This is a genomic window from Actinomadura logoneensis, from assembly GCF_003428695.1.
Classification (GTDB): Bacteria; Actinomycetota; Actinomycetes; order Streptosporangiales; family Streptosporangiaceae; genus Spirillospora; species Spirillospora logoneensis.
The window spans coordinates 1-20,642 of the sequence record NZ_QURH01001039.1 but is presented as its reverse complement, the minus strand read 5'-3'; the positions used below and the strand labels follow the sequence as shown (position 1 = coordinate 20,642).

The following is a 20,642-nucleotide window of genomic DNA, read 5'->3' as shown; positions in this document are numbered from 1 at the left end:
CGCCCCGCACACCACGCAGCCGAAGGGCGGTCCGCTGCGGCGGTCCCCGCTCGTCGGCAGGCTCGGCACCGGCCGCGCCGCCGCGCTCGCGGGCGCCGTCGCGGCGCTGGCCGCGGTGCTCATCGTGTCGGCCGTCCTCGTGCTCACCCCGGGCAACAAGGGGCAGGCGACCCAGAAGGTCGGCGACAACGACCCGCAGCCGCCGGTCACCACCTCCTCGGGCCACGGCCCGGTCAGGCCCGCCGACACCCCCGCGCGGCACCGTCCGACGGACACCTACACGCCGTCCGACGGCCCGACCGAGCCGCCCTCGGGCAGCTCCAGGCCCACCCCGACCGGCCCGACCACCTCCACCGGCCCGACGACCTCGGAGACCCCGACGACGCCGCCGACGCACAGCGAGACGCCGTCGCAGCCGCCGAGCACGCCGCCGTCGCAGGAGCCGCCCAAGCCGACGTCGTCGCCGGGCACCGGCGGCCAGGGCCAGCCCACCAACCCGACGGGCTGAGCCCGCCCCGCGCCTGGACCGGGCCGGCCCACCGCCCGGGCGACGCGCGCCCATCGGCCCGGAATCCGCCCCAAACGTGATCTTCACCACGTCCCGGGCGTCCGGTCCCGGCCGTGCGCTGGGCATATCCCGCTCCGCCGGAGTTCCGCCCGGGCGCCCGGCGACGGCGTGTTGGCGTGTGTCCACCGCGCGCCGGGACGCCGCGCCGTAGGCTGGGAAACCGCTGGAGCCGGGCCCGTGACGACCTCGCGGGCGGGCTCCCGACCGGCCGAACGCGGCCGGGAACCACCGTGACCTCGCCATGGAACCGCCACGTGACCGGCGCGTCGGAACGGTGCTGCCCAAGTCGGCTTTTTGGTCATTCCTGGCTACGCTGACGCGGTGAGCAGCGCCACAACGGAGTGGCGAGGTCTCTTCTTCGGGAGTTGTTTGATGGGCGGCAAGCTCGACCAGGCCAAGGACGACCTGTTGAGGAGGGCGGCGGAGACCTGTCTCCAAGGCTCCGGTTCGCGGGGGGACGATCTCGACGAAGCGGTCGCCTTCCTCCGCCTCTACTACCGCCACGTGGCGTCGGAGGACCTGTTCGACCGCGATCCCGCCGACATCTTCGGGCCGGCGATGGCGCACCGGACGCTCGGCGAGGACCGGCCGCAGGGCCGGGCCAAGGTCCGCGTGTTCACCCCCACGCTGGAGGAGTGCGGCTGGGACCCCGGGCACACCGTCGTGCAGGTGGTCACCGACGACATGCCCTTCCTGGTGGACTCGGTGGCGATGGAGCTGAACCGGCACCACTACACCACCCACATGATCGTCCACCCGCAGCTCGGCGTGGACCGGGACGTCGCCGGCGGGCTGCACGGGTTCCGCTCCAACCTGCAGAGCCCCACCGACGTCGACGAGTCCTGGATCCACATCGAGATCGACCGGACCACCGACCGCGCCCGGATGGAGCAGCTCGAGGACGACCTGCGCCGCGTCCTGCAGGACGTGCGGGTCTCGGTCGAGGACGAGCCGAAGATGCGGGCCCGGGCCGGTGAGATCGCCGAGCTGGTCGCGCGGACCGCCCCGCCGGTGGACGAGAGCGAGCGCGCCGAGACCATCGAGCTGCTGGACTGGCTCGCCGACGGCCACTTCACCTTCCTCGGCTACCGCGACTACACGCTGACCGACGACGGCGCCGCCCTGCGCCCCGTCCCCGGCACCGGGCTCGGCATCCTGCGCAACGACAAGCCCGAGTCCGGCGGTTTCGCCGCGCTGCCGCCGGAGGTGCGCGCGAAGGCCACCGAGCGCAAGCTGCTGATCGTCACCAAGGCGAACTCCCGCTCGACCGTGCACCGCCCGCTGTACCTGGACTACATCGGCGTCAAGAAGTTCGACGACAACGGCGTCGTCGTCGGCGAGCGCCGGTTCCTCGGCCTGTTCACGCACGTCGCCTACAGCGAGTCCATCGCGCACATCCCGGTGCTGAAGCGCAAGCTCGACCAGGTGCTGGAGCTCGGCGGGTTCACCCCCGGCAGCTACGACGGGCAGGACCTCGTCGAGATCCTGGAGACCTACCCCCGCGACGAGCTGTTCCAGGTCTCCGCTGAGGAGCTGCTGCCGATTGCGCTGGGCGTGCTGCGGCTGCGCGAGCGCCGCCAGCTCAAGCTGTTCCTGCGCAAAGACGCCTACGGCCGGTTCATGTCCTGCATGGTGTACCTGCCGCGGGACCGCTACACCACCAAGGTCCGGCTGCGCATCCAGGAGATCCTGCGCCGCGCCTTCGACGGTGTCGCGGTCGACTACAGCGCCAACGTCACCGAGTCGCTGCTGGCCCGCCTGCACGTGGTCGTGCGGGGCGAGCGCGGCCGTCCGCTGCCGGACGTTGACGTCGAGGAGCTGGAGGCCCGGCTCGCCGCCGCGACCCGCTCCTGGGCCGACGACCTGACCGACGCGATCGTCGAGCAGTGCGGCGAGGAGAAGGCGGGCGAGCTGACCCGCCGGTACGGCGACGCGTTCCCCGAGGGTTACAAGGCCGACTTCCCGGCCCGCACGGCGGTCGCCGACCTGCGCCGCCTGGACGCGCTCGGCACCGACCCGGCGGTGGCCGACGGCACCTCGATCAACCTGTACGAGCCGTTCAGCGCCGAGCCGGGCGAGCGCCGGCTGAAGATCTACCGGCTGGGCGAGCCGATCTCGCTGACCCGGGTGCTGCCGCTGCTGTCCAACATGGGCGTCGAGGTGGTGGACGAGCGCCCGTACGAGATCAACACCGGCGAGGGCCGCCGCTACTGGATCTACGACCTCGGCCTACGGTACGAGCCCGCCGCCGACGTCCCCGAGGACGACGTCAAGACGCTGTTCCAGGACGCCTTCGAGGCGCTGTGGCGCGGCGACATCGAGAACGACGGCTTCAACGCGCTCGTCCTGCACACCGGCCTGAACTGGCGACAGGCGATGATCCTGCGCGCCTACGCCATGTACCTGCGGCAGACGGGGACGTCGTTCTCCAAGCGCTACATCGAGGGCGTGCTGCTGCGCAACTCCGGCATCACCCGGCTGCTCGTCCGGCTGTGGGAGTCGCGGCTCGACCCGGCCCTCGCGGGCGGCGAGACCGAGCGCTCCGCGGGCATCACCGAGGAGATCACCGGCCGCCTGGAGGAGGTCGCGAGCCTCGACGAGGACCGCATCCTGCGCGCCTACCTGGCGATGATCCAGGCGACCCTGCGCACCAACCACTACCAGCGCAAGCCCTACCTGGCGCTGAAGTTCGACCCCGAGCGCATCCCGGACCTGCCGCTGCCGCGGCCCAAGTTCGAGATCTTCGTGTACTCGCCGCGGGTCGAGGGCGTCCACCTGCGGTTCGGGTCGGTCGCGCGCGGCGGCCTGCGCTGGTCGGACCGGCGCGAGGACTTCCGCACCGAGATCCTCGGCCTGGTCAAGGCGCAGGCGGTGAAGAACACCGTGATCGTCCCGGCCGGCGCCAAGGGCGGCTTCGTCGGCAAGCAGCTGCCGGACTCCGCCGACCGCGAGGCGTTCATGCAGGGCGGCATCGCCTGCTACAAGGAGTTCATCTCCGGCCTGCTCGACCTCACCGACAACCTGGTGGACGGCAAGGTCGTCCCGCCGCCGGACGTCGTCCGGCACGACGGCGACGACACCTACCTGGTCGTCGCCGCCGACAAGGGCACCGCGACGTTCTCCGACATCGCCAACGGCGTCGCCGCCGAGTACGGCTTCTGGCTCGGCGACGCGTTCGCCTCGGGCGGCTCGGTCGGCTACGACCACAAGGCGATGGGCATCACCGCGCGCGGCGCGTGGGAGTCGGTCAAGTACCACTTCCGCTCGCTGGGCAAGGACATCCAGAACGAGGACTTCACGGCCGTCGGCGTCGGCGACATGTCCGGCGACGTGTTCGGCAACGGGATGCTGCTGAGCGAGCACACCCGGCTCGTCGCCGCGTTCGACCACCGGCACATCTTCGTCGACCCCGACCCGGACGCCGCCCGCTCGTTCGTCGAGCGGCACCGGCTGTTCGCGCTGCCGCGCAGCTCGTGGGCCGACTACGACGCGACGCTGATCTCCAGGGGCGGCGGCGTGTTCCCGCGCACCGCCAAGTCCATCAAGATCACCCCGGAGATGCGGCGGGCGCTCGGCATCGACGAGGGGGTGCTGTCGATGACCCCGTTCGAGCTGATCCGCGCCGCGCTGTGCGCGCCGGTGGACCTGCTCTGGAACGGCGGCATCGGCACCTACGTCAAGGCGTCCACCGAGAACAACGCCGACGTCGGCGACAAGGCCAACGACCCGGTCCGGGTGGACGGCGCGGACCTGCGCTGCAAGGTCGTGGGCGAGGGCGGCAACCTCGGCCTCACCCAGCTCGGCCGGATCGAGTACGCCCGCGCCGGCGGCCTGGTCAACACCGACTTCATCGACAACTCGGCCGGGGTGGACACCTCCGACCACGAGGTCAACATCAAGATCCTGCTCGACCAGGTCGTGCGGGACGGCGAGCTGACCCGCAAGCAGCGCGACAACCTGCTGTACGAGATGACCGACGAGGTCGGCACGCTGGTGCTGCGGGACAACCACGCGCAGAACGTGGTGCTCGCCGCGTCCCGCGCGCAGGCGCCGTCCATGCTCCACGTGCACGCCCGCTACCTGCGCAAGCTGGAGCGCGACGGCAAGCTCAAGCGCCGCCTGGAGTCGCTGCCGGACGACAAGGCGCTCGCCGAGCGGCGCCAGGCGGGGCTCGGCCTGACCGGCCCCGAGTTCTCGGTGCTGCTCGCCTACGCCAAGCTCACCCTGGACGACGAGCTGATCGCCAACGGGCTGCCGGACGACCCGTACCTGGCGTCCTGGCTGGTCGACTACTTCCCGACCCCGCTGCGCGAGCGGTTCCGCGCGCACATGGACCGGCACCCGCTGCGCCGCGAGATCATCACCACCGCCGTGGTGAACGACGTGATCAACAACTCCGGCACCACGTTCGTGTTCCGGCTGAACGAGGAGACCGGCGCGTCCTCGTCGGACATCGCCCGCGCGTACCTGGTGGCCCGCGAGGTCTTCGACATGCCGCGCTTCTGGCGGTCGGTCGACGGCCTGGACCACCAGGTGGACGAGTCGACGCAGATCGCGATGCTGCTGGAGGCGCGCAAGCTCACCGAGCGCGGCGCCCGCTGGCTGCTGCACAACCGGCGCACCCCGTTCGACATCCGGGAGACGATCGACTACTTCGGCGGCGGCGCGGTCGCGCTGACGGCGCAGTTCCCCAAGCTGCTCGCGGGCCCCGACCTGGTCGCCTTCGAGCAGCGCCGCGACTCCTTCGCCGAGCGCGGCGTGCCGGAGGAGCTGGCGGAGAAGGCCGCCATGTTCGTCCCGGCGTTCTCCACGTTCGACCTGGTCACCATCGCCAAGGAGACCGGCCGTCCGATCGAGGAGGTCGCCGAGGTCTACTTCGACCTGGCCGACCGCCTCGACCTGACCCGGCTGCGCGAGCGCATCATCGGGCTCCCGCGTGACGACCGCTGGCGCTCCATGGCGCGCTCGGCCCTGCGCGACGACCTGTACGGCGCGCACGCGGCGCTCACCCGCGACGTCCTGGTCAACTCGCCCTCCGGCACCCGGTCGGAGGAGCGGCTGGCGTCCTGGGCGGACAAGAACCGCACGGCCGTCACCCGGGCGCGGCAGACCCTGACGGAGATCTGGGAGAGCGACAGCTTCGACCTGGCGACCCTCTCGGTCGCCTTGGGCGCGGTCCGCACCCTGGCCAACGCCAGCGTCCTGTAACCGGACACCAACCGTGGCCCCCGTCCCCCCTCCGGGACGGGGGCCACGGCCTTTTCTGCGAGATCCCCGGAACGGTGCCTCGCGGCAATGTTCCGCCTGGCCCTTATCAGATCTTCGAGCATTCGCGATGGCCGGTTTTGGACCGTCCAATCGCAGATGGTGCGGCGAGGAAAGGGAATCTTCTCGATCCGTCAGGCAGGACGGCGCATCACCGACGTTCACCATCGCCCCGCAATGGGGGCGGCGGTTCCCTGGGGAAGCGGCCCGCGATCACCGTTGGCAGCGGCCTCCGATTTCTCTGCGCAACGCCTCCCAAACGTCCGGACGAATGGCCAGTCGCGGGCCGTCGGGGTTTCTGCTGTCGCGGACGGCGAGCCCGTCGGACGTGCGCGTGACTTCGACGCACTGCCCTTCGGCGCTGCTGTGACTCGACTTTCGCCAGAGAACCCTGGAAAAGGCCTGGGGAACGGTCATGGCGTCCTTTCTTTGCGGAACTCCCTGACGGCCCGGGTGATCAGGGCCGCCGACGCCCGAGGGCTGAGCGCCATCGCGCGGAGCCGGTCGAACAACTGCTGGCAGCGCTGGACGTCGGCCTCCTCCTCGAGGAAGGCGTCACCGCCCTGCCCGTCGACGTACGCGACGCCGGACCCGGCGTCCTCGGGGAATTCCATCACGACGAACGCCCCGGCCATCCCGGGGTGCGCGCCGGCCGTGAAGGGCACCACCTGGAGAGTCACGTTCCGTAGCGACGAGGCCTCGAGCAGGTGCTCCGCCTGCCGCGACATCAGCTCGGCGCCCCCGACCCTGCGCCGCAGGACCGCCTCGTCGAGGACCGCCCGCAGTTCCAGGGGGTCGGAGGCGGTGAGGACCTCCTGGCGGCGCATCCGCACCCCGACGCGGTGGTCGACCTCGGCCTCGGTGATCTCCGGGCGGATGCCCGCGATGGCGGCGCGCGCGTACTCCTCGGTCTGGAGCAGGCCCGGGACCAGCGAGGACTCGTAGTTCGACACCCGCGTCGCCGAGCCCTCGAACTCGATGTAGGAGACGTGGTTCTCGCGCAGGCCGGAGGCGACGGCGTGCACCCAGCCGCGCCGGGCCGACTCCCGGAGCAGGGCGGCCAGCTCGGCGCACCGCTCCTCGGACGCGCCGTACAGCTCCAGCAGGGTCCGGAGGGTGCGGGCCTGGGGACGGGTCTTGGCGGTCTCGATGCGCCACAGCGTGGCCGGGTTCAGCGCGGTGCGCGCGGTGACCTCGTCCCGCGTCAGGCCGGCGTCCTTCCTGAGCTTGCGAAGCTCGGCCGCGAGACGGCGCAGGCGGATGGTGGGGACGGGGCGACGACTCGACATGTTGCGCTCCTTCCGGCTCGACGAGGGTGGCCTGCCGGTGACAGTCCGATCACTGTGTGCGGTCAGTGACTGTGCATCGCTTGCTTGTTGCTCTCCGTATAAGCAGTCTTTGCGAAGCGTGACATTGATCACCGATGGCGCGCAGGCGAACGCGGAAGAGTCCGGCTGCCGGAAGGAGGCGTGATCGGGGATGGGTGACGGGGTGCGGAAGATTCGGGGGCTCTCCCGGACGGTGCGGTGGGTGCCGCTCGGGAGGCTCCGGACGGATCTGCGCGGGGGCGCGTCCTGGAGCGGGGAACGCGGCGGGGTGGTGGGGTGGTGACCGGCCACGTCGCACCCCGGCCGGTCGGCGGGGGCCTGGCGCTCCGGCTGGTGAGCGGCCCGGACGAGCCGCTCGACGTCGGGACGGCCCGGCGGGCGCTGCGGGCCGTCGCCGAGGCGCACCGGTGGGGCGTCGACCTGGACGACCTGGAGCTGCTCGCGTCCGAGGTCCTGACCAACGCCCTGCGGTACACCGCGTCCGGGCGGCGCGGCGGGGGCGTGGACGTGCGGTTCCGCGTCGAGGACGAGTTCCTGCGGGTGGAGGTGACCGACGACGGGGGAGCGCGGACCGTCCCGCACCTGGTCGAGTCGTCCGGCTGGCAGGAGTCGGGCCGCGGCCTGCTGATGGTCGCGATGCTCGCCGCCGACTGGGGCTGGTCGGCCGGTCCGGCCCGCACGTCCGTCTGGTTCGAGCTCCGCCGGGACCCGTGCTGACCAGCGAGTTTGACGGCCGAGGCGAGGAGGGAAGGGGTTGCGCATGAGCAGCGGGAGGCGGGGGCTGAGCGCCTGGGACGCGGTGCGGGCGGTGCGCCGGGAGATGTTCGTCCCGGACGAGGTCTTCATCCGCGGCGTCCACGGCGACCCCGTCCCGCTGCGCCGCGCGGACGCCCCGGAGCTCTGGCACGAGCTCGTCCAGCGGGACGAGCCGGTCGTCATCCAGGTCCGTCCCGATCCGTCGCTCCCGCCCGGCCTGTGCGATCCCGCGACGGGCCGGGGGATGGAGGCGACGAGCTCCAGCAGCCAGCCGTCGCTCATGGCGGAGATGATCGAGATGCTGGAGCTCGAACCCGGGATGCGGGTGCTGGAGGTCGGGACGGGCACCGGGTACAACGCCGCCCTGCTGGCGCACCTGCTCGGCGCGGAGAACGTGGTCAGCGTGGAGATCGACGCCGAGGTGGCCGAGCACGCGCGGACCGCCCTGGACCGCGCGGGCTACCCCGTCACGGTGGTCACCGGGAACGGGGAGGACGGTTACGCCGCCGGCGCCCCCTACGACCGGGTCATCGTCACGGCCGCCGCGCACACCGTCCCGTACGCGTGGGTGGAGCAGACCCGTCCGGGCGGCACGATCCTGGTGCCGTGGGCCGAGACGGTCCACCCGGACGGGCGGCTCGCGCTGTTCACCGTCCGCGACGACGGCACGGCCGTGGGCCGCTTCCTGGGCCAGGCGTTCTTCATGCCGCTGCGCGGCCAGCGCCTCCTGCCGCGTGCCGGCCTGGAGGCCGAGGAGCGCTGGATCCGCTCCGGGGCCCCCGACACCACCCGCTACGGCGTCACGGTGGCCCCGGAGGGGCAGACGATCTGGCTCGACTCCCCGGACAACGTGGTCGCCGGTCCGGAAAAGCCGAAGAAGTCGGGCGAGCCGAACAGACCAAGCAGACCAAGCGGGCCGGGCGAGCCGGGCGGGCCAGGGGAACCGGGCGGGCCGGGGACGCTATGAGAGCGGCAGGACGAGCACCTGGCCGTGCCACGGCCCTCGCGGATGGTCGGCGACGACGAACTCGGTGTCCCGGACGTAGCCCTGGCTCTCGTAGTAGCGGACGAGTTCGCCGTCCGCTCCGGCCCAGCAGTCCACGCGGAGCCGGACGACGCCCTGGGCGGCGGCCTCTTCCCGGGCGCGGCGCAGGAGCGCGCCGCCGATGCCCTCGCCCTTGTGGGACCGGTCGGTGACAAGAGCCTCGACGTACAGCTCGGAAACCGTGGCGGGCGGGACATACGCCGGTGCCGAGCCCAGGCTGACGGCGCCGACGACCGCCCCGTCCAGCACCGCGACGCGCAGGCCGCCGGACGCCGCCAGCCGCTCGACGAGGGCGGTGCGCGCGGCGTCGCCCGTCCAGGGCCGGTCGCCCCACTGGCCGGTCTGGCCGCGGGCGACGAGCCACTCCACGGCACGGTCGAACAGGCCGAGAACGGCCGCGATGTCCCCGGTGTCCCCGGGCCTGATGTCGATCACGGGATTCGATGGTGGTGGATCGGGGCAAAATCGGTCAAGCGGAACCGGCGTCGGGGACGTCGCGTCCGACGGGGGACCGGAGGGAGCCGCGTGGTCGGGATGCTGATACTCGGGGCCGTGCTCGTCGGCGCGATCACCATGGTCGCGATCGGGGTGGCCCGCGACCGGGCCGCCGCCGCCGACGACGAACGCGTCCGGCGCCTGCGGGACTGGGCGGCCGAGCATCACTGGACCTTCCACGAGGGCGACCTGCGCGTCCCGTGGCGCGGCCGGGTCGGCCGCGACGGCTTCCGCGTCCGCGAACTGCTCACCGGCCACATCGACGGGCTGCCGGTCTCGCTCGGCCACGGCACCTACCCCACGAGCCGCGTCGTGCCGGACCCGGACGGCGGCCACCGCACCGAGACGGTCACCCACCACCTCACGGTCCTCGTGGTCGAGACGGCCCCGATGGCGCGGCCCGCCATGGAGGTCCGGCCGCGCGGCGTCGGCTCGCGGCTGCTGCGCGTCTTCGGCGCCGCCGGGGACGGCAGCGGCGGAGGTCCCGGCGCGTCGGCCCCGGACGGTGTGGACGGTGAGGCCGTCCTTCCCGAAGGGCCCCGCGACCGCCTCTCCTCCGACCTCATCCGCGCCTACCTGGACGACGAGCCGCCGCTGCGGGACGGCCGGGACGGCGAGCTGATGGTCGTCCGGCACACCTCCCTGCACCCCGCGGACCTCGACGAGCACCTGGGGACCCTGCGCCGCCTCACCGAGCGGCTCGGCCACCGGTCCTGACCGGAACCGGATCACGGTCCGCGTCGTCCCTAAGGGAAAAGGGAGGACCCGTGTCAGAGACCCAGTGGGGCCTTTGGGCGACCGCGGTGGCGGTCACGATCATCGCGGTGGCGGGCGGCGCGGCCTACGCGCGGAGCCAGGGCGAGAAGGCCCGGCTCCGCGGGTTGCGCGAATGGGCGGACGTGCACGGATGGACGGTCACGGACGGTGACATCGCTCCGTCCTGGCGCGACCGCGTCCCCTTCGAGGACTTCCGCCTCGACCTCCTGCTGCGGGGCGAGCTCGACGGCCGTCCGGCGGCGGTCGGCAGCGGGTCCTGCACCGTCCGCAAGCCGCCCGGACCCGCCGCGGGCACGTCCGGCCCCGCAACACGCGCCGGGGGCGCGTCCGCCGAGGGGACGTCCGCCACGGCGACGGCCGCCGCGCCCGGACGCGGGGAGGCCGCGACATACCGCCTGACCGTGCTGACCGTCCAGGGGGACCCGGCGACGCCCGACATGGAGGTCAGGGAACGGGGGCTCGGCGCGAAGCTGATGGAGTCGCTCGCGGCCGACGCCACCGACGAGGACGCCTTCGAGGCCCGCTTCGAGATCGTCCCGGCCGAGGCGCGCGGACGGCTCTCGGACGCGGCCGTCCAGGCGCACCTGGACAGCGAGGTCCCCGCGTGGAGCGTGCGCGGCGGCGAGATCATGGCGCTCCTGCCGGGCGAGCCGCGCGCGGCGGACCTCGACGGGCACCTCGCCGTCCTGCGCCGCCTCACCGAGATCGTTCCCGCGGTGGACGGCACCCGGGCGCCGGAGGGGTAGACAGGGGACAGACCGTCGGGGGCCGGTGCGGTACCGCTGCAGCGGTCAGGAAGAGCGGAGCGCACCGGCCCCGACGGGGTCTCATCGGCCGGATGCGGCCACGGCCTTCCGGTACATGCCGGACACGCCCGCCCTGCCGTGGGCAGGGACGGTCGCGAGGTACTGGATGAGCACGGTGGTGTCCATACGGGTGGAGACGGACGACGGAGGGGCGAGCCCGACAAGGTCGCCCGTAACGGTGAGCTTCCCCTTCTTCGCCGCGGAATACGCCTCCCGCTGCTTGAGGACGTACCAGACGACCGCGCCGCCGTCCCGTGTCCGCAGCGCCCGGACCTGCGCGGACCCGGGCTCGAACCGGGACGAGAGGGTGACACCGCTCTTTCGGAGACCCGCCTCGACCCGCCGCAGCGCCGCGAACGCCTCGGTCGTCCGGGGGCCCGGTGCCAGCCGGTCGGCGCCGGCCGCCCGCGGACCCTCGTTGAGCAGCGCGGCGTGGGCGGCGGGAAGCGCACCGGGCGACATCGCCAGGCCCTTGCCCGAGGACGCGGCCACGGCCGTCGCGTACCCGTCGCGGTCCAGCGCGACGTGATCGAGCGAAGAGCCGGTGGGGAAGGGGTCGGCGGCCAGCAGCCAGGGCGCGTCGGCCTTCTCCTGGGTGAACAGCAGAGCGTGCCGCAGGGCGCCCTTCCCTGACCCGCTGACGGCGGACGCGGCGAACCAGCGCGGATAGCCCGACAACCGGGGGACGATCACGCTGACCTGCGAGAACTTGAGAAGCCCGGTCCTGGCGCCGGACACCTGGCGCAGCCGCACGGCGGCCGTGTCCATGGTGCGCTGGGGGTCGGTCTCCACCTTCGGCAGCAGGGACGCGTCCAGCCTGTCGCCCGCCTGTCCCACCGTGGCGGCGTACTCCGCCACCACCTGCCGGGCTCGGCCGGGCGTCAGGGCGGGCGAGCCGCTCGCGCCCGCGTCCGAGCCGCCGCAGCCGGCGGCCAGCGGGATTCCCGCCAGCAGGGACACCGCGAGGCTCGGGAGGCGGCCGGGGGACGACGTGCCGGGAGGGCGCCGGAAGGCGGCGGGGCGGTTCTGGCCAGCGGGCATGGCGGCCCCCGAGGGGAGAGGCGACACTTTCGCCCGACATCATCGCAGAGTCATGAAGCCGTCACGCTGCGAATGCGATATGAGACGAATGCCTGCTTCGTCGGCCCCTGCGGCGACCCGCCCCGGCCGCTCGGCAGCCGACGGCCAAGCGGCTCAGAAGGCGGTGCTCCGGCCGATCGGGAAGCGGCACCTCGGCCGGGTCAGGAGGCGGTGGCCTCGGACTCCTGCTGCCGCATCCAGCGGATCTCGGCCTCGATGAACTCGTCGATGTCGCCGTCCAGCACGGCCGTGGGGTTGCCGACCTCGACGCCGGTGCGCAGGTCCTTCACGATCTGGTATGGGTGCAGGACGTAGTTGCGGATCTGGGTGCCCCACGAGCTGGTGCCCTCGCCGCGCAGCGAGGCCATCTTCTCGGCCTCCTCCTGGCGCTTGCGCTCCAGCAGCTTGGCCTGCAGGACGTTCATCGCGGTCGCCTTGTTCTGCAGCTGCGACCGCTCGTTCTGGCAGGACACCACGATGCCGGACGGGATGTGGGTGATCCGGACCGCCGAGTCGGTGGTGTTGACGCCCTGGCCGCCGGGGCCGGACGACCGGTACACGTCGATGCGCAGCTCGCTCTCGTCGATGTCGACGTGGTCGCTCTGCTCGACGACGGGGACGACGTCCAGGCCCGCGAACGAGGTCTGGCGGCGGCCCTGGTTGTCGAAGGGGGAGATGCGGACGAGCCGGTGCGTGCCGTGCTCGCCGCGCAGGGTGCCGTACGCGTAGGGGGCCTTCACCACGAAGGTCGTGGACTTGATGCCCGCCTCTTCGGCGTAGGACGTCTCGTAGACCTCGGTCGGGTAGTTGTGCCGCTCGGCCCAGCGCATGTACATGCGCTGGAGCTGCTGCGCCCAGTCGGCCGCGTCCACCCCGCCCGCCTGGGCGTTGATCGTGACCAGGGCCTCGCGGGCGTCGTACTCGCCGGACATCAGCGTGCGGACCTCGAGCTGCTGCACCGCCTTCTGCACGGACGCCAGCTCGCCGTCGGCCTCCTCGCGGGTGTCGGCGTCGTCCATCTCGCCGGCGAGCTCGTACAGCGTCACGACGTCCTCGAGCCGCTGGCGCAGCGCGGTGACCCGGTTGTGCTCGGCCTCCAGGTGGGACAGCTTGCGCGTCACCGCCTGGGCCCGCTCCTGGTCGTTCCAGAGCTCCGGATCGGCCGACTGCTCGCGCAGCCCGGCGATGTCCCGCTCCATTGCGGGGATGTCCAGCACCTGCTCGATGCCGGACAGCGTCGCGTCGAGCTCCTTGAGCTGATCTTGAGGATCGATGGCAGCCACATGACAGAGCTTATCGCCGTCCGGCCAGTGCCCGAGCGATCGCCCAATACCCTAGTGAATGGCACAATCACGATGCGGCGGCCACGGAGGCCGCGCGCGGGCCCGCACACGGGCCCATGCGGGTGGCGAGGGGGCACGGTGCGAGGCAGGTACCGGGTGGCGACGGCCGCCGTGGCGCTGCTCGCGCTCACCGCGTCCGCCTGCGGAGGCGGCGGTAAGGCGAGGACGAAGGTCACCCCCGCCCCGCCGCGCCCGACCCCCACGCCCGTCGCGCTGACGCCGCAGCTCGCCGCCGACCGCTTCCGGTCGTGGACGGTGAACGACGACGTCGCCCGCGCGGCCGGGGACGAGCGGCTCGCCCTGAGCTGGGTCGTGGACGGCCAGTACGCGCTGACCGCCGCCGAGTTCCGCAAGGCGGCGCACGACGGCGACCCGGTGCCCCGGTTCAGCTTCGGGCGGCCGACCTTCTACGTGCCGAGGTTCCAGGACGTCAGGACGTACCCGCAGTGGTTCGTCGCGTCCGTCCCCCGCACCGAGCAGGGCAAGCCGAAGAGCACCCGGACGGCGCTCATGGCCTTCATCCTGCGCTCGCCGGGCGACCAGTGGAAGCTGAGCGTGGAGACCGACCTCGCCCCCAAGGCCGAGCCGCCGAAGGTCGTCGTGGACGCCCAGGGCTACGCGACGGCCCTGGAGACCGGCGACACCTCGGTGCTGATCCGGCCGCGCGACCTGCCGGGAATCCAGGCGACGATCGCGGCCGAGGGGCCGTCCAGCGTGGCCTCGAACGTGATGGCGTCCGGGCCGGTCACCACCGGGATGAACGCCGACATCCGGGCGGCCCGGAAGAAGGCCCGCAAGCACGGGCTCGCGTTCTCCAGCGTGGTCGTCGCCACGCCCTACCCGATCTTCGCGCTGCGCGCCGAGCACGGCTCCGCGCTGGTGCTGTACTCCCTGTTCCGCAGCAACTCGCTCAGCGTGAAGGCGAAGGACCGGCACCGGCGCAAGCCGCCGATCCCGCCGGAGACCGCCCATCTGCTGGACGGCACCGTGCCCGGATATGAGATCGACTACACCGAGACGCTGCAGCTCGCCGCGTCCGACCCGGCGAAGCCCAAGAGCGGGATGAACTCGCCGAAGGCCGACGTCATCGGCTACTTCGGGACGATCAGCAAGGCCAGCGCGCCCCTCCCGAAGCCGAGCTGACGCATCGTCCGCCTCCCCGTACGTAAGGAGCGGACGGGCGGGACGGAAGGTCGCGGACGGGTCCTGCGCCCCCCGGAACGGACGGGGAGCGAACGGGGAGCGAACGCAGATCGAATCCGCGGACCGAACGCGGACCGAACGCGGATCGGGCCCGTGGATCGCGGGCGGGGTGAAGGCCGAGGTCAGCCGTAGAGGCGCTGGAGCAGCAGCGCGGCGAACAGCAGGGCCACCAGGCCGGCCAGGACGAGCGCGGGCGGGATGGTCGGTCCGTGCCGGTGCACCTCGGCGCGGGCGGCCCGGCAGGTCGGGCAGCGGCCCTCGACGACCGGCCCCGAGCAGTTCGCGCAGACCAGATGTTCGCAGCTCATCCGGCTGTTCCTCTCGATCGGGAACTATCTGTCACTGAGAACTTTAGGCGCGATTCCCCGGCATTCGTCGCGTCCCGGCTGTAAAGTCCTGCTGCCTGCCGGAGGTCCGGTGCGGTCGAGGCGGCCCGTTCCCCCCTCTACACTGCACGGGGCCACGCGGTCCGTCGAGCCGGCCCGGTTCCGGCGGGGCGTGCGGCCGGACTCGTCGCAGGTGGGACGGGGTCTGAGGGCCACCGGTTACCGGTTCCCCGGATTCAGCCCCTAAGGTCGAGTGTTCCGAGCCCGATGTAGGTCCGAGGGCTACGCTGAGTGGTCCGTCCCCTGGGACCGCGCGGGTCCTTCGCAAGAATGGTGCTGAACCGCCGTGATGCAGCCGTGATCCACTTCGACAACGTCACCAAGGCTTACAAGAACCAGAACCGGCCCGCCCTCCAGCACGTGAACGTCGCCATCGAGAAGGGCGAGTTCCTGTTCCTGGTCGGTCCGTCCGGCTCCGGGAAGTCGACCTTCCTGCGGCTGATCCTCAAGGAGGAGCGGCCGTCCCAGGGTCACGTCCACGTGGCCGGGAAGGACCTGAACAAGCTGAGCAACTGGAAGGTCCCGCACCTGCGCCGCCGCATCGGCTGCGTCTTCCAGGACTTCCGGCTCCTGCCCAACAAGAACGTGTTCGAGAACGTCGCGTTCGCCCTCGAGGTGATCGGCAAGCCCCGCCGGTTCATCAACAAGGTCGTCCCCGAGGTCATCGACCTGGTCGGCCTGGAGGGCAAGGCGCACCGGATGCCGGACGAGCTGTCCGGTGGTGAGCAGCAGCGCGTCGCGATCGCGCGCGCGTTCGTGAACCGGCCGATGATCCTGCTGGCGGACGAGCCGACCGGCAACATCGACCCCGCCACCTCCATCGGCATCATGAAGGTGCTCGACCGGATCAACCGGACCGGCACCACCGTCGTCATGGCCACGCACGACGCCGCCATCGTCGACGCGTTCCGCAAGCGCGTCGTCGAGCTCGAGGACGGCCGGGTCGTCCGCGACCAGTCGCGCGGCGTCTACGGCCAGGCGTACTGACGCCTCCCAAGGCCACCGAACCCGACGCCGGGACGGCGCGGATCCGGGGCGGACGCCCCGGGGACCGCCGCCCGCGCGGCCCAGCGGTCGCAGAGCGGTAGCCTGCACCGGCATTCGAAGCTCCCAGCGGGGCACAGGCGATCAAGGACAGCGAGGCATGCGCGCACAGTTCGTTCTCCAGGAGATCTGGATCGGTCTCCGCCGGAACCTCACGATGACGATCTCCCTCGTCATCACCGTCGCCATCGCCATGGCGCTCTTCGGCACCGGCCTGCTGCTGCACAACCAGGCCAACTCCTCGAAGAACTACTGGTACGACAAGATCGAGGTCTCGATCTTCCTGTGCGCCAAGACCTCGTCGAACCCGCAGTGCGCCGGCAAGGACGCGCAGCAGGGCGAGAAGGACGAGATCAAGGCCAAGCTCCAGTCGCTTCCGCAGGTCTCCAAGGTGGAGTACGAGAGCAAGGAGGACGCGTACACGCGGTTCAAGGACCGCTTCGCCTCCACGCCCGGCTTCGTCCAGAGCACCAAGCCCGGTGACATCCCGGACTCCTTCCGCGTCCGGCTGAAGGACCCCAAGCAGTACAAGGCCGTCTCGCAGGCCATGCTCGGCAAGGCCGGCGTGGACCAGGTGATCAACGAGCAGGAGATCCTGAAGAAGTTCTTCCGGATCCTCGGCGGCCTGCAGAGCGCCGCGCTGATCATCGCCGGAATCCAGGTGATCGCGGCGGTCCTGCTGGTCGGCAACACGGTCCGGCTGTCGGCGTTCAACCGGCGCCGCGAGACCGGGATCATGCGCCTGGTCGGCGCGTCCAACACCTACATCCAGCTTCCGTTCATCCTGGAGGGCGCGATCGCCGGCCTGATCGGCGGCCTGCTGGCGGCGGTGCTGCTGGTCTTCTCCAAGATGCTGCTGGTGGACCGGCTCGCGAGCAACATCCAGATGGCGTCCAGGCTGGGCTGGGGCTCGGTGACGCTGGTCATCATCGTGGCGATCTGCTTCGGCGTGCTGCTGTGCGCGGTGGCGTCCTTCCTCACCCTGCGCCGATACCTGCGCATCTGATCACCCGCCTACACTGGGCCGAGGTCCGGCGCAGCGATGCCGCCCCGTCCACTTCCGGACGCGGGCGGCTCGGCGTTGGGCCGGACGTTCCCGACCCGGCGCCCCGCACCGTCGCCGGGCCGGCGTGACCCGACCAGAACCGAGGCTGATTCCCGTGCCACGTGAGCAGGGGCGAAAGTTGATCGCCCAGAACAAGCGCGCCCGGTACGACTACGAGATCGTCGACACCTGGGAGGCCGGCCTGGTGCTCATGGGCACCGAGGTCAAGGCGCTGCGCGCCGGCCGGGCCTCGCTGGCGGACGGCTACGCGCACGTCATGGACCACGAGGTCTGGCTGGAGAACGTCCACATCCCGGAGTACACCCAGGGCACCTGGACGAACCACGCCCCGCGGCGCCGGCGCAAGCTGCTGCTGAACCGCAGGGAGATCGCGAAGATCGAGCAGAAGACCGACGAACCGGGCTGGACGCTGGTCCCCCTCGCCCTGTACTTCCGGGACGGTCGCGCGAAAATCGAGATCGGGCTGGGCCGTGGTAAGAAGTCCTACGACAAGCGCCAGGCCATCGCCAAGCGCGAGGCCGACCGCGAGATGCAGAAGGCGGCCGCGGCCCGGCTCAGGAGACGGTGAAGGGTGTCGATGAACCTCCGAGGCCGCAGCACGGCGCGCCGGACGATCTCGGTGGGGGCGTGCGCCGTCCTCGTCGGCGGCTCGGCGTCGGCGTGCTTCGCCGAGCAGTCGGCGATGCCCGCCGTCCGTGACTTCCTGGTCGCCTGGGAGGTCGGCAACTACCAGGCCGCCGCCGGGCACACCATGGGCGCCGACAAGGCGCAGGTGGCCGCCGCCCTCGGAGGGGTGCGCAGCCAGCTCGACGCGGCGGCGCTGAAGCTCGGCATGCTCAAGGTCGTCAAGAGCGGCGACACCGCCACCGCGCAGTTCTCGGTCAAGATCGACCTGGGGGAGAACGGCGAGCCCTGGACCTACAACAGCTCGATGAACCTGCAGCGCGCGGGCTCCGGCTGGAAGATCCGCTGGGCGCCGTCGATCATCCATCCGAGCCTCAAGGAGGGCCAGCGGCTCGCGGTGGTCACCCGGGTGCCGCAGCGCGCCCAGGTCCAGGACCAGAACTCCCGGACGGTGCTGAAGGCCGTCCCGGCCGACCTGGTGGGGGTCCGCCCCGGGCAGCTGAAGGACCCGAAGGCCACCATCACCCAGATGGTGAAGACCACCAAGATCGAGGGCGGTCGGCGGCTGGACGGCGAGCGGCTGCTCGGCCGCGTCCAGTCCGCGCCCCCGCAGAACTTCCTCCCGCTGCTCACCCTCCAGCGCTCCAGCGGCGACAAGCTGATCGAGCGGCTCAAGCACGTGGACGGCCTGGAGTTCAAGGTCGTCAACGCGCCGATCCAGCCGCAGTTCGCGCCGGAGGTCGTCGGCAGGCTGGGCGCGGCCACCGCCGACCGCCTGCAGCAGGTCGGCGCCCCCTACCAGCCGGGCGACACGATCGGCGTCAGCGGCCTGCAGCTGCTGCTCCAGCGCCGCCTCGCCGGCACCCCCTCGATCGAGGTCGTCGCGCAGGACCCGGAGGGCAAGGACATCACGCCGCTGCGCTCGTGGAGCGGCCACGACCCGGCGCCCATCGTCACCACCCTGGACCGCAAGATCCAGCCGCGGGCCGACCAGGCGCTGGCGAAGCTGAAGTACCCGGCGTCGCTGGTGGCGCTGCGTCCAGGCACCGGTGAGGTGCTGGCCGTGTCGAACCACCGCACCGGCGACCGCGACCAGGCCATGGAGGGCCACTACCCGCCCGGCATGGCGTTCTCGTTCGTCACCGCGGACGCGCTGCTGCAGAACGGCGTCCCGAAGACCACCCAGGCGGAGTGCCCCGCCACGGCCGAGGTCGGCGGGCAGTCCGTGTCCAACCCGTCGGGGAAGGCGGCCCGCACCAGCACGCTGGAGCGCGCCTTCTCGGTGAACTGCGCGACGACGCTGGCCCAGCTCGCCGGGAAGCTGCCGCCGCAGGCGCTGACGCAGTCGGCGGCGCGGTTCGGCCTCGGCAAGGACTGGGGCGGCATCTTCCCGTCCTACGCCGGGACGATCCCGACGCCCGCGAACGACGGGCAGAAGGCGCTGGTCGCGACCGGTCAGGGCGGCGTCACCGTCTCGCCGCTGGCGATGGCCGCCGCGGCGGCGGCCGTGTCGTCGGGCGCGTGGCGTCCGCCGTTCATCACCAAGGACCCGGTGGACACCCCGTCCGCGCAGCCGAACGTGCTCAACCCGATCGCGACCGGCGACCTCAAGCGGATGGTGCGCAGGTCCGTCCAGGCGGGCGCGGCGAAGGACGCCAACGTCACCAACGGGGGCCAGGTCTCGGGCATGACCGCCGTGGTGAACTACCAGGAGGGCGGCCAGACCAAGACCGTCTCCTGGTTCGTCGGCTTCCGCGACGACATGGCGTTCGCGATGGCGATCGAGGGCAAGGTGAACGCGGCGAAGGTCGCGTCGCTGTTCCTCAACGGCACCACGCCGAGCCCGCCGACCGCGACCAAGCCGCCGACCGGCTCGGGCTCGGGCTCGGGCGGCTCGGGTTCCGGCTCCGGTTCGGGTTCGGGTTCCGGGTCGGGCAACACCGGAGGACGCCAGCCGTCCTCGGGCGGCAACGGCGGCAACGGCGGGACCGGTGGCACCGGCGGTAACGGCGGCACCGGAGGGACGGGCGGCAACGGCGGTACCGGAGGGAACGGCGGCCAGACGCCGGGACGCTAGGGCGCTCCCGAACCCCCTGACCACACTTCCGTCACCCGCCGTGAGTGTTCGGTGACCATTTTACGATCCCTTGACGTGATGGACGCAACCATCCGCAGTCGTCGGCACGTCTTCCAGGGTGACTGAGGCACCGCTCGGGGGGTTGCGGTCCCAGTCGCAGTGATGAGACCAGAGCCTCGTCTCGGGGGAGGCTCTGCCGTCCGGACCGGCCTGACCCTGCCGGTCGGCCCCGGTGGGCGCGACGTGATCGTCGCCGCCCACCGGGGCGTCACATTTCTCCGGCCACCGGGAATCCCGTTGGCATCCGCGACGTTGACCTACTAGTGTCTGGTGATGGACGCCCCGGCGTCCGGATTCTTGACAAGTCCACATGGGGGTGACCGGTCTCGACTTCGGTAGGTCGAGCCAGGGGAAGCGGGTCGAGGGTTGCTGTTGTGACCTCGTAAATCCTGTGACAGCAAACCTATAACTGCCAACAAGAAGCAGTCCGAGTTCGCTCTCGCCGCCTGAGGCGAGTAGCGACTCTGCCGGCCCGGGTACGTCTCCGCCCCGGGACCCGGCATCATCAGGAGACTCCACTCTGCCGCCCGGTCGCGGGGCGGTAGGGAACATCTAACAGCGACTGAGCCCGTCGGCGACTCGCCTGCGAGAGCGCCGGGGCTGAGAAAACGTCATGCAGGCTGCACCCGGAGAAGCCCTGACTCATCACCGAAGGACGCGGGTTCGATTCCCGCCACCTCCACTACCTGGCCCCGGGGCCGGAAGCGACACGCTTCCGG

The 20,642-nt window shown here is 71.8% G+C and carries 17 protein-coding genes and 1 other RNA gene; 12 read left to right on the top strand and 6 right to left on the bottom strand.

Annotated elements, in window-relative coordinates; genetic code table 11:
* Positions 1-508: hypothetical protein (locus DZF91_RS40795; protein ID WP_199487142.1), on the top strand; the 508-nt coding region annotated here is incomplete at its 5' end.
* A 432-nt stretch (positions 509-940) separates the two neighbouring features.
* Positions 941-5,776 carry an NAD-glutamate dehydrogenase gene (locus DZF91_RS36875; protein WP_117361657.1) on the top strand — a complete coding sequence of 1,612 codons (4,836 nt, stop codon included), beginning with the start codon at positions 941-943 and terminating at the stop codon, positions 5,774-5,776.
* Between the two features lie 270 nt (positions 5,777-6,046).
* On the opposite strand, the gene DZF91_RS36870 is transcribed toward DZF91_RS36875, so the two are convergent.
* Together DZF91_RS36870 and DZF91_RS36865 are read right to left on the bottom strand one after the other, a co-directional pair.
* Entirely contained in the window at positions 6,047-6,250 is a 204-nt protein-coding gene (locus tag DZF91_RS36870; protein ID WP_117361656.1) for a DUF397 domain-containing protein, read from the bottom strand.
* The gene (locus DZF91_RS36865) at positions 6,247-7,122 is read right to left on the bottom strand and encodes a helix-turn-helix domain-containing protein (RefSeq protein WP_117361655.1); all 876 of its coding nucleotides are present in this window, start codon (positions 7,120-7,122) and stop codon (positions 6,247-6,249) included. The genes DZF91_RS36870 and DZF91_RS36865 overlap by 4 nt, the downstream gene beginning before the upstream one ends.
* Positions 7,123-7,440: 318 nt before the next feature.
* Between DZF91_RS36865 and DZF91_RS36860 the strand changes: the two genes are divergently transcribed.
* A complete protein-coding gene (locus tag DZF91_RS36860) occupies positions 7,441-7,878 on the top strand; it encodes an ATP-binding protein (protein WP_158588131.1) in 438 nt (145 codons plus the stop codon).
* A 43-nt stretch (positions 7,879-7,921) separates the two neighbouring features.
* A complete protein-coding gene (locus DZF91_RS36855) occupies positions 7,922-8,884 on the top strand; it encodes a methyltransferase domain-containing protein (protein WP_117361653.1) in 963 nt (320 codons plus the stop codon).
* Here the strand turns inward: DZF91_RS36855 and DZF91_RS36850 are convergent.
* Positions 8,879-9,397, bottom strand: coding sequence for a GNAT family N-acetyltransferase (locus DZF91_RS36850; RefSeq protein ID WP_235834836.1), 519 nt, complete (start codon positions 9,395-9,397; stop codon positions 8,879-8,881). The genes DZF91_RS36855 and DZF91_RS36850 overlap by 6 nt on opposite strands.
* 99 nt (positions 9,398-9,496) lie before the next feature.
* On the opposite strand from DZF91_RS36850, the gene DZF91_RS39195 reads away from it, so the two are divergent.
* Both DZF91_RS39195 and DZF91_RS40790 read left to right on the top strand, forming a co-directional pair.
* On the top strand, positions 9,497-10,174 hold the full coding sequence (locus DZF91_RS39195; protein WP_147341554.1) for a hypothetical protein: 678 nt from the start codon (positions 9,497-9,499) through the stop codon (positions 10,172-10,174).
* A gap of 50 nt (positions 10,175-10,224) precedes the next feature.
* Positions 10,225-10,980: a hypothetical protein gene (locus tag DZF91_RS40790; RefSeq protein WP_158588130.1), complete on the top strand. Its 756-nt coding sequence runs from the start codon at positions 10,225-10,227 to the stop codon at positions 10,978-10,980.
* 81 nt (positions 10,981-11,061) lie between these two features.
* Here DZF91_RS40790 and DZF91_RS36835 read toward each other — a convergent pair whose 3' ends face one another.
* Complete coding sequence (locus DZF91_RS36835; protein ID WP_235834835.1) at positions 11,062-12,081, bottom strand: hypothetical protein; 1,020 nt, start codon at positions 12,079-12,081, stop codon at positions 11,062-11,064.
* Positions 12,082-12,281: 200 nt separating this feature from the next.
* Positions 12,282-13,403: a peptide chain release factor 2 gene (gene prfB / locus DZF91_RS36830; RefSeq protein ID WP_117361652.1), complete on the bottom strand. Its 1,122-nt coding sequence runs from the start codon at positions 13,401-13,403 to the stop codon at positions 12,282-12,284.
* Between the two features lie 138 nt (positions 13,404-13,541).
* On the opposite strand from prfB, the gene DZF91_RS36825 reads away from it, so the two are divergent.
* The gene (locus DZF91_RS36825) at positions 13,542-14,606 is read left to right on the top strand and encodes a hypothetical protein (RefSeq protein WP_147341553.1); all 1,065 of its coding nucleotides are present in this window, start codon (positions 13,542-13,544) and stop codon (positions 14,604-14,606) included.
* A gap of 182 nt (positions 14,607-14,788) precedes the next feature.
* Here DZF91_RS36825 and DZF91_RS36820 read toward each other — a convergent pair whose 3' ends face one another.
* Complete coding sequence (locus DZF91_RS36820; RefSeq protein ID WP_117361650.1) at positions 14,789-14,974, bottom strand: hypothetical protein; 186 nt, start codon at positions 14,972-14,974, stop codon at positions 14,789-14,791.
* 375 nt (positions 14,975-15,349) lie between these two features.
* Between DZF91_RS36820 and ftsE the strand changes: the two genes are divergently transcribed.
* The 5 genes from ftsE to ssrA all read left to right on the top strand — a co-directional run bounded on the left by ftsE (position 15,350) and on the right by ssrA (position 20,608).
* On the top strand, positions 15,350-16,039 hold the full coding sequence (ftsE, locus tag DZF91_RS36815) for a cell division ATP-binding protein FtsE (RefSeq protein ID WP_117361649.1): 690 nt from the start codon (positions 15,350-15,352) through the stop codon (positions 16,037-16,039).
* 157 nt (positions 16,040-16,196) lie between these two features.
* Complete coding sequence (ftsX, locus tag DZF91_RS36810; protein WP_117361648.1) at positions 16,197-17,102, top strand: permease-like cell division protein FtsX; 906 nt, start codon at positions 16,197-16,199, stop codon at positions 17,100-17,102.
* 154 nt (positions 17,103-17,256) lie between these two features.
* A complete protein-coding gene (gene smpB / locus DZF91_RS36805) occupies positions 17,257-17,730 on the top strand; it encodes an SsrA-binding protein SmpB (protein ID WP_117361647.1) in 474 nt (157 codons plus the stop codon).
* 9 nt (positions 17,731-17,739) lie between these two features.
* Complete coding sequence (locus DZF91_RS36800) at positions 17,740-19,863, top strand: penicillin-binding transpeptidase domain-containing protein (RefSeq protein ID WP_235834834.1); 2,124 nt, start codon at positions 17,740-17,742, stop codon at positions 19,861-19,863.
* 372 nt (positions 19,864-20,235) lie between these two features.
* Positions 20,236-20,608, top strand: a transfer-messenger RNA (tmRNA) gene (gene ssrA / locus DZF91_RS36795).
* The last annotated feature ends 34 nt before the right edge of the window (positions 20,609-20,642 follow it).

What these genes read in the sequence shown, in the direction of transcription:
- DZF91_RS36875 (WP_117361657.1), top strand. Translation starts at nt 941, where the DNA reads ATGGGCGGCAAGCTCGACCAGGCCAAGGACGACCTGTTGAGGAGGGCG.
- DZF91_RS36870 (WP_117361656.1), bottom strand. Translation starts at nt 6,250, where the DNA reads ATGACCGTTCCCCAGGCCTTTTCCAGGGTTCTCTGGCGAAAGTCGAGT.
- DZF91_RS36865 (WP_117361655.1), bottom strand. Translation starts at nt 7,122, where the DNA reads ATGTCGAGTCGTCGCCCCGTCCCCACCATCCGCCTGCGCCGTCTCGCG.
- DZF91_RS36855 (WP_117361653.1), top strand. Translation starts at nt 7,922, where the DNA reads ATGAGCAGCGGGAGGCGGGGGCTGAGCGCCTGGGACGCGGTGCGGGCG.
- DZF91_RS39195 (WP_147341554.1), top strand. Translation starts at nt 9,497, where the DNA reads ATGCTGATACTCGGGGCCGTGCTCGTCGGCGCGATCACCATGGTCGCG.
- DZF91_RS36835 (WP_235834835.1), bottom strand. Translation starts at nt 12,081, where the DNA reads ATGCCCGCTGGCCAGAACCGCCCCGCCGCCTTCCGGCGCCCTCCCGGC.
- DZF91_RS36820 (WP_117361650.1), bottom strand. Translation starts at nt 14,974, where the DNA reads ATGAGCTGCGAACATCTGGTCTGCGCGAACTGCTCGGGGCCGGTCGTC.
- ftsX (WP_117361648.1), top strand. Translation starts at nt 16,197, where the DNA reads ATGCGCGCACAGTTCGTTCTCCAGGAGATCTGGATCGGTCTCCGCCGG.
- DZF91_RS36800 (WP_235834834.1), top strand. Translation starts at nt 17,740, where the DNA reads ATGAACCTCCGAGGCCGCAGCACGGCGCGCCGGACGATCTCGGTGGGG.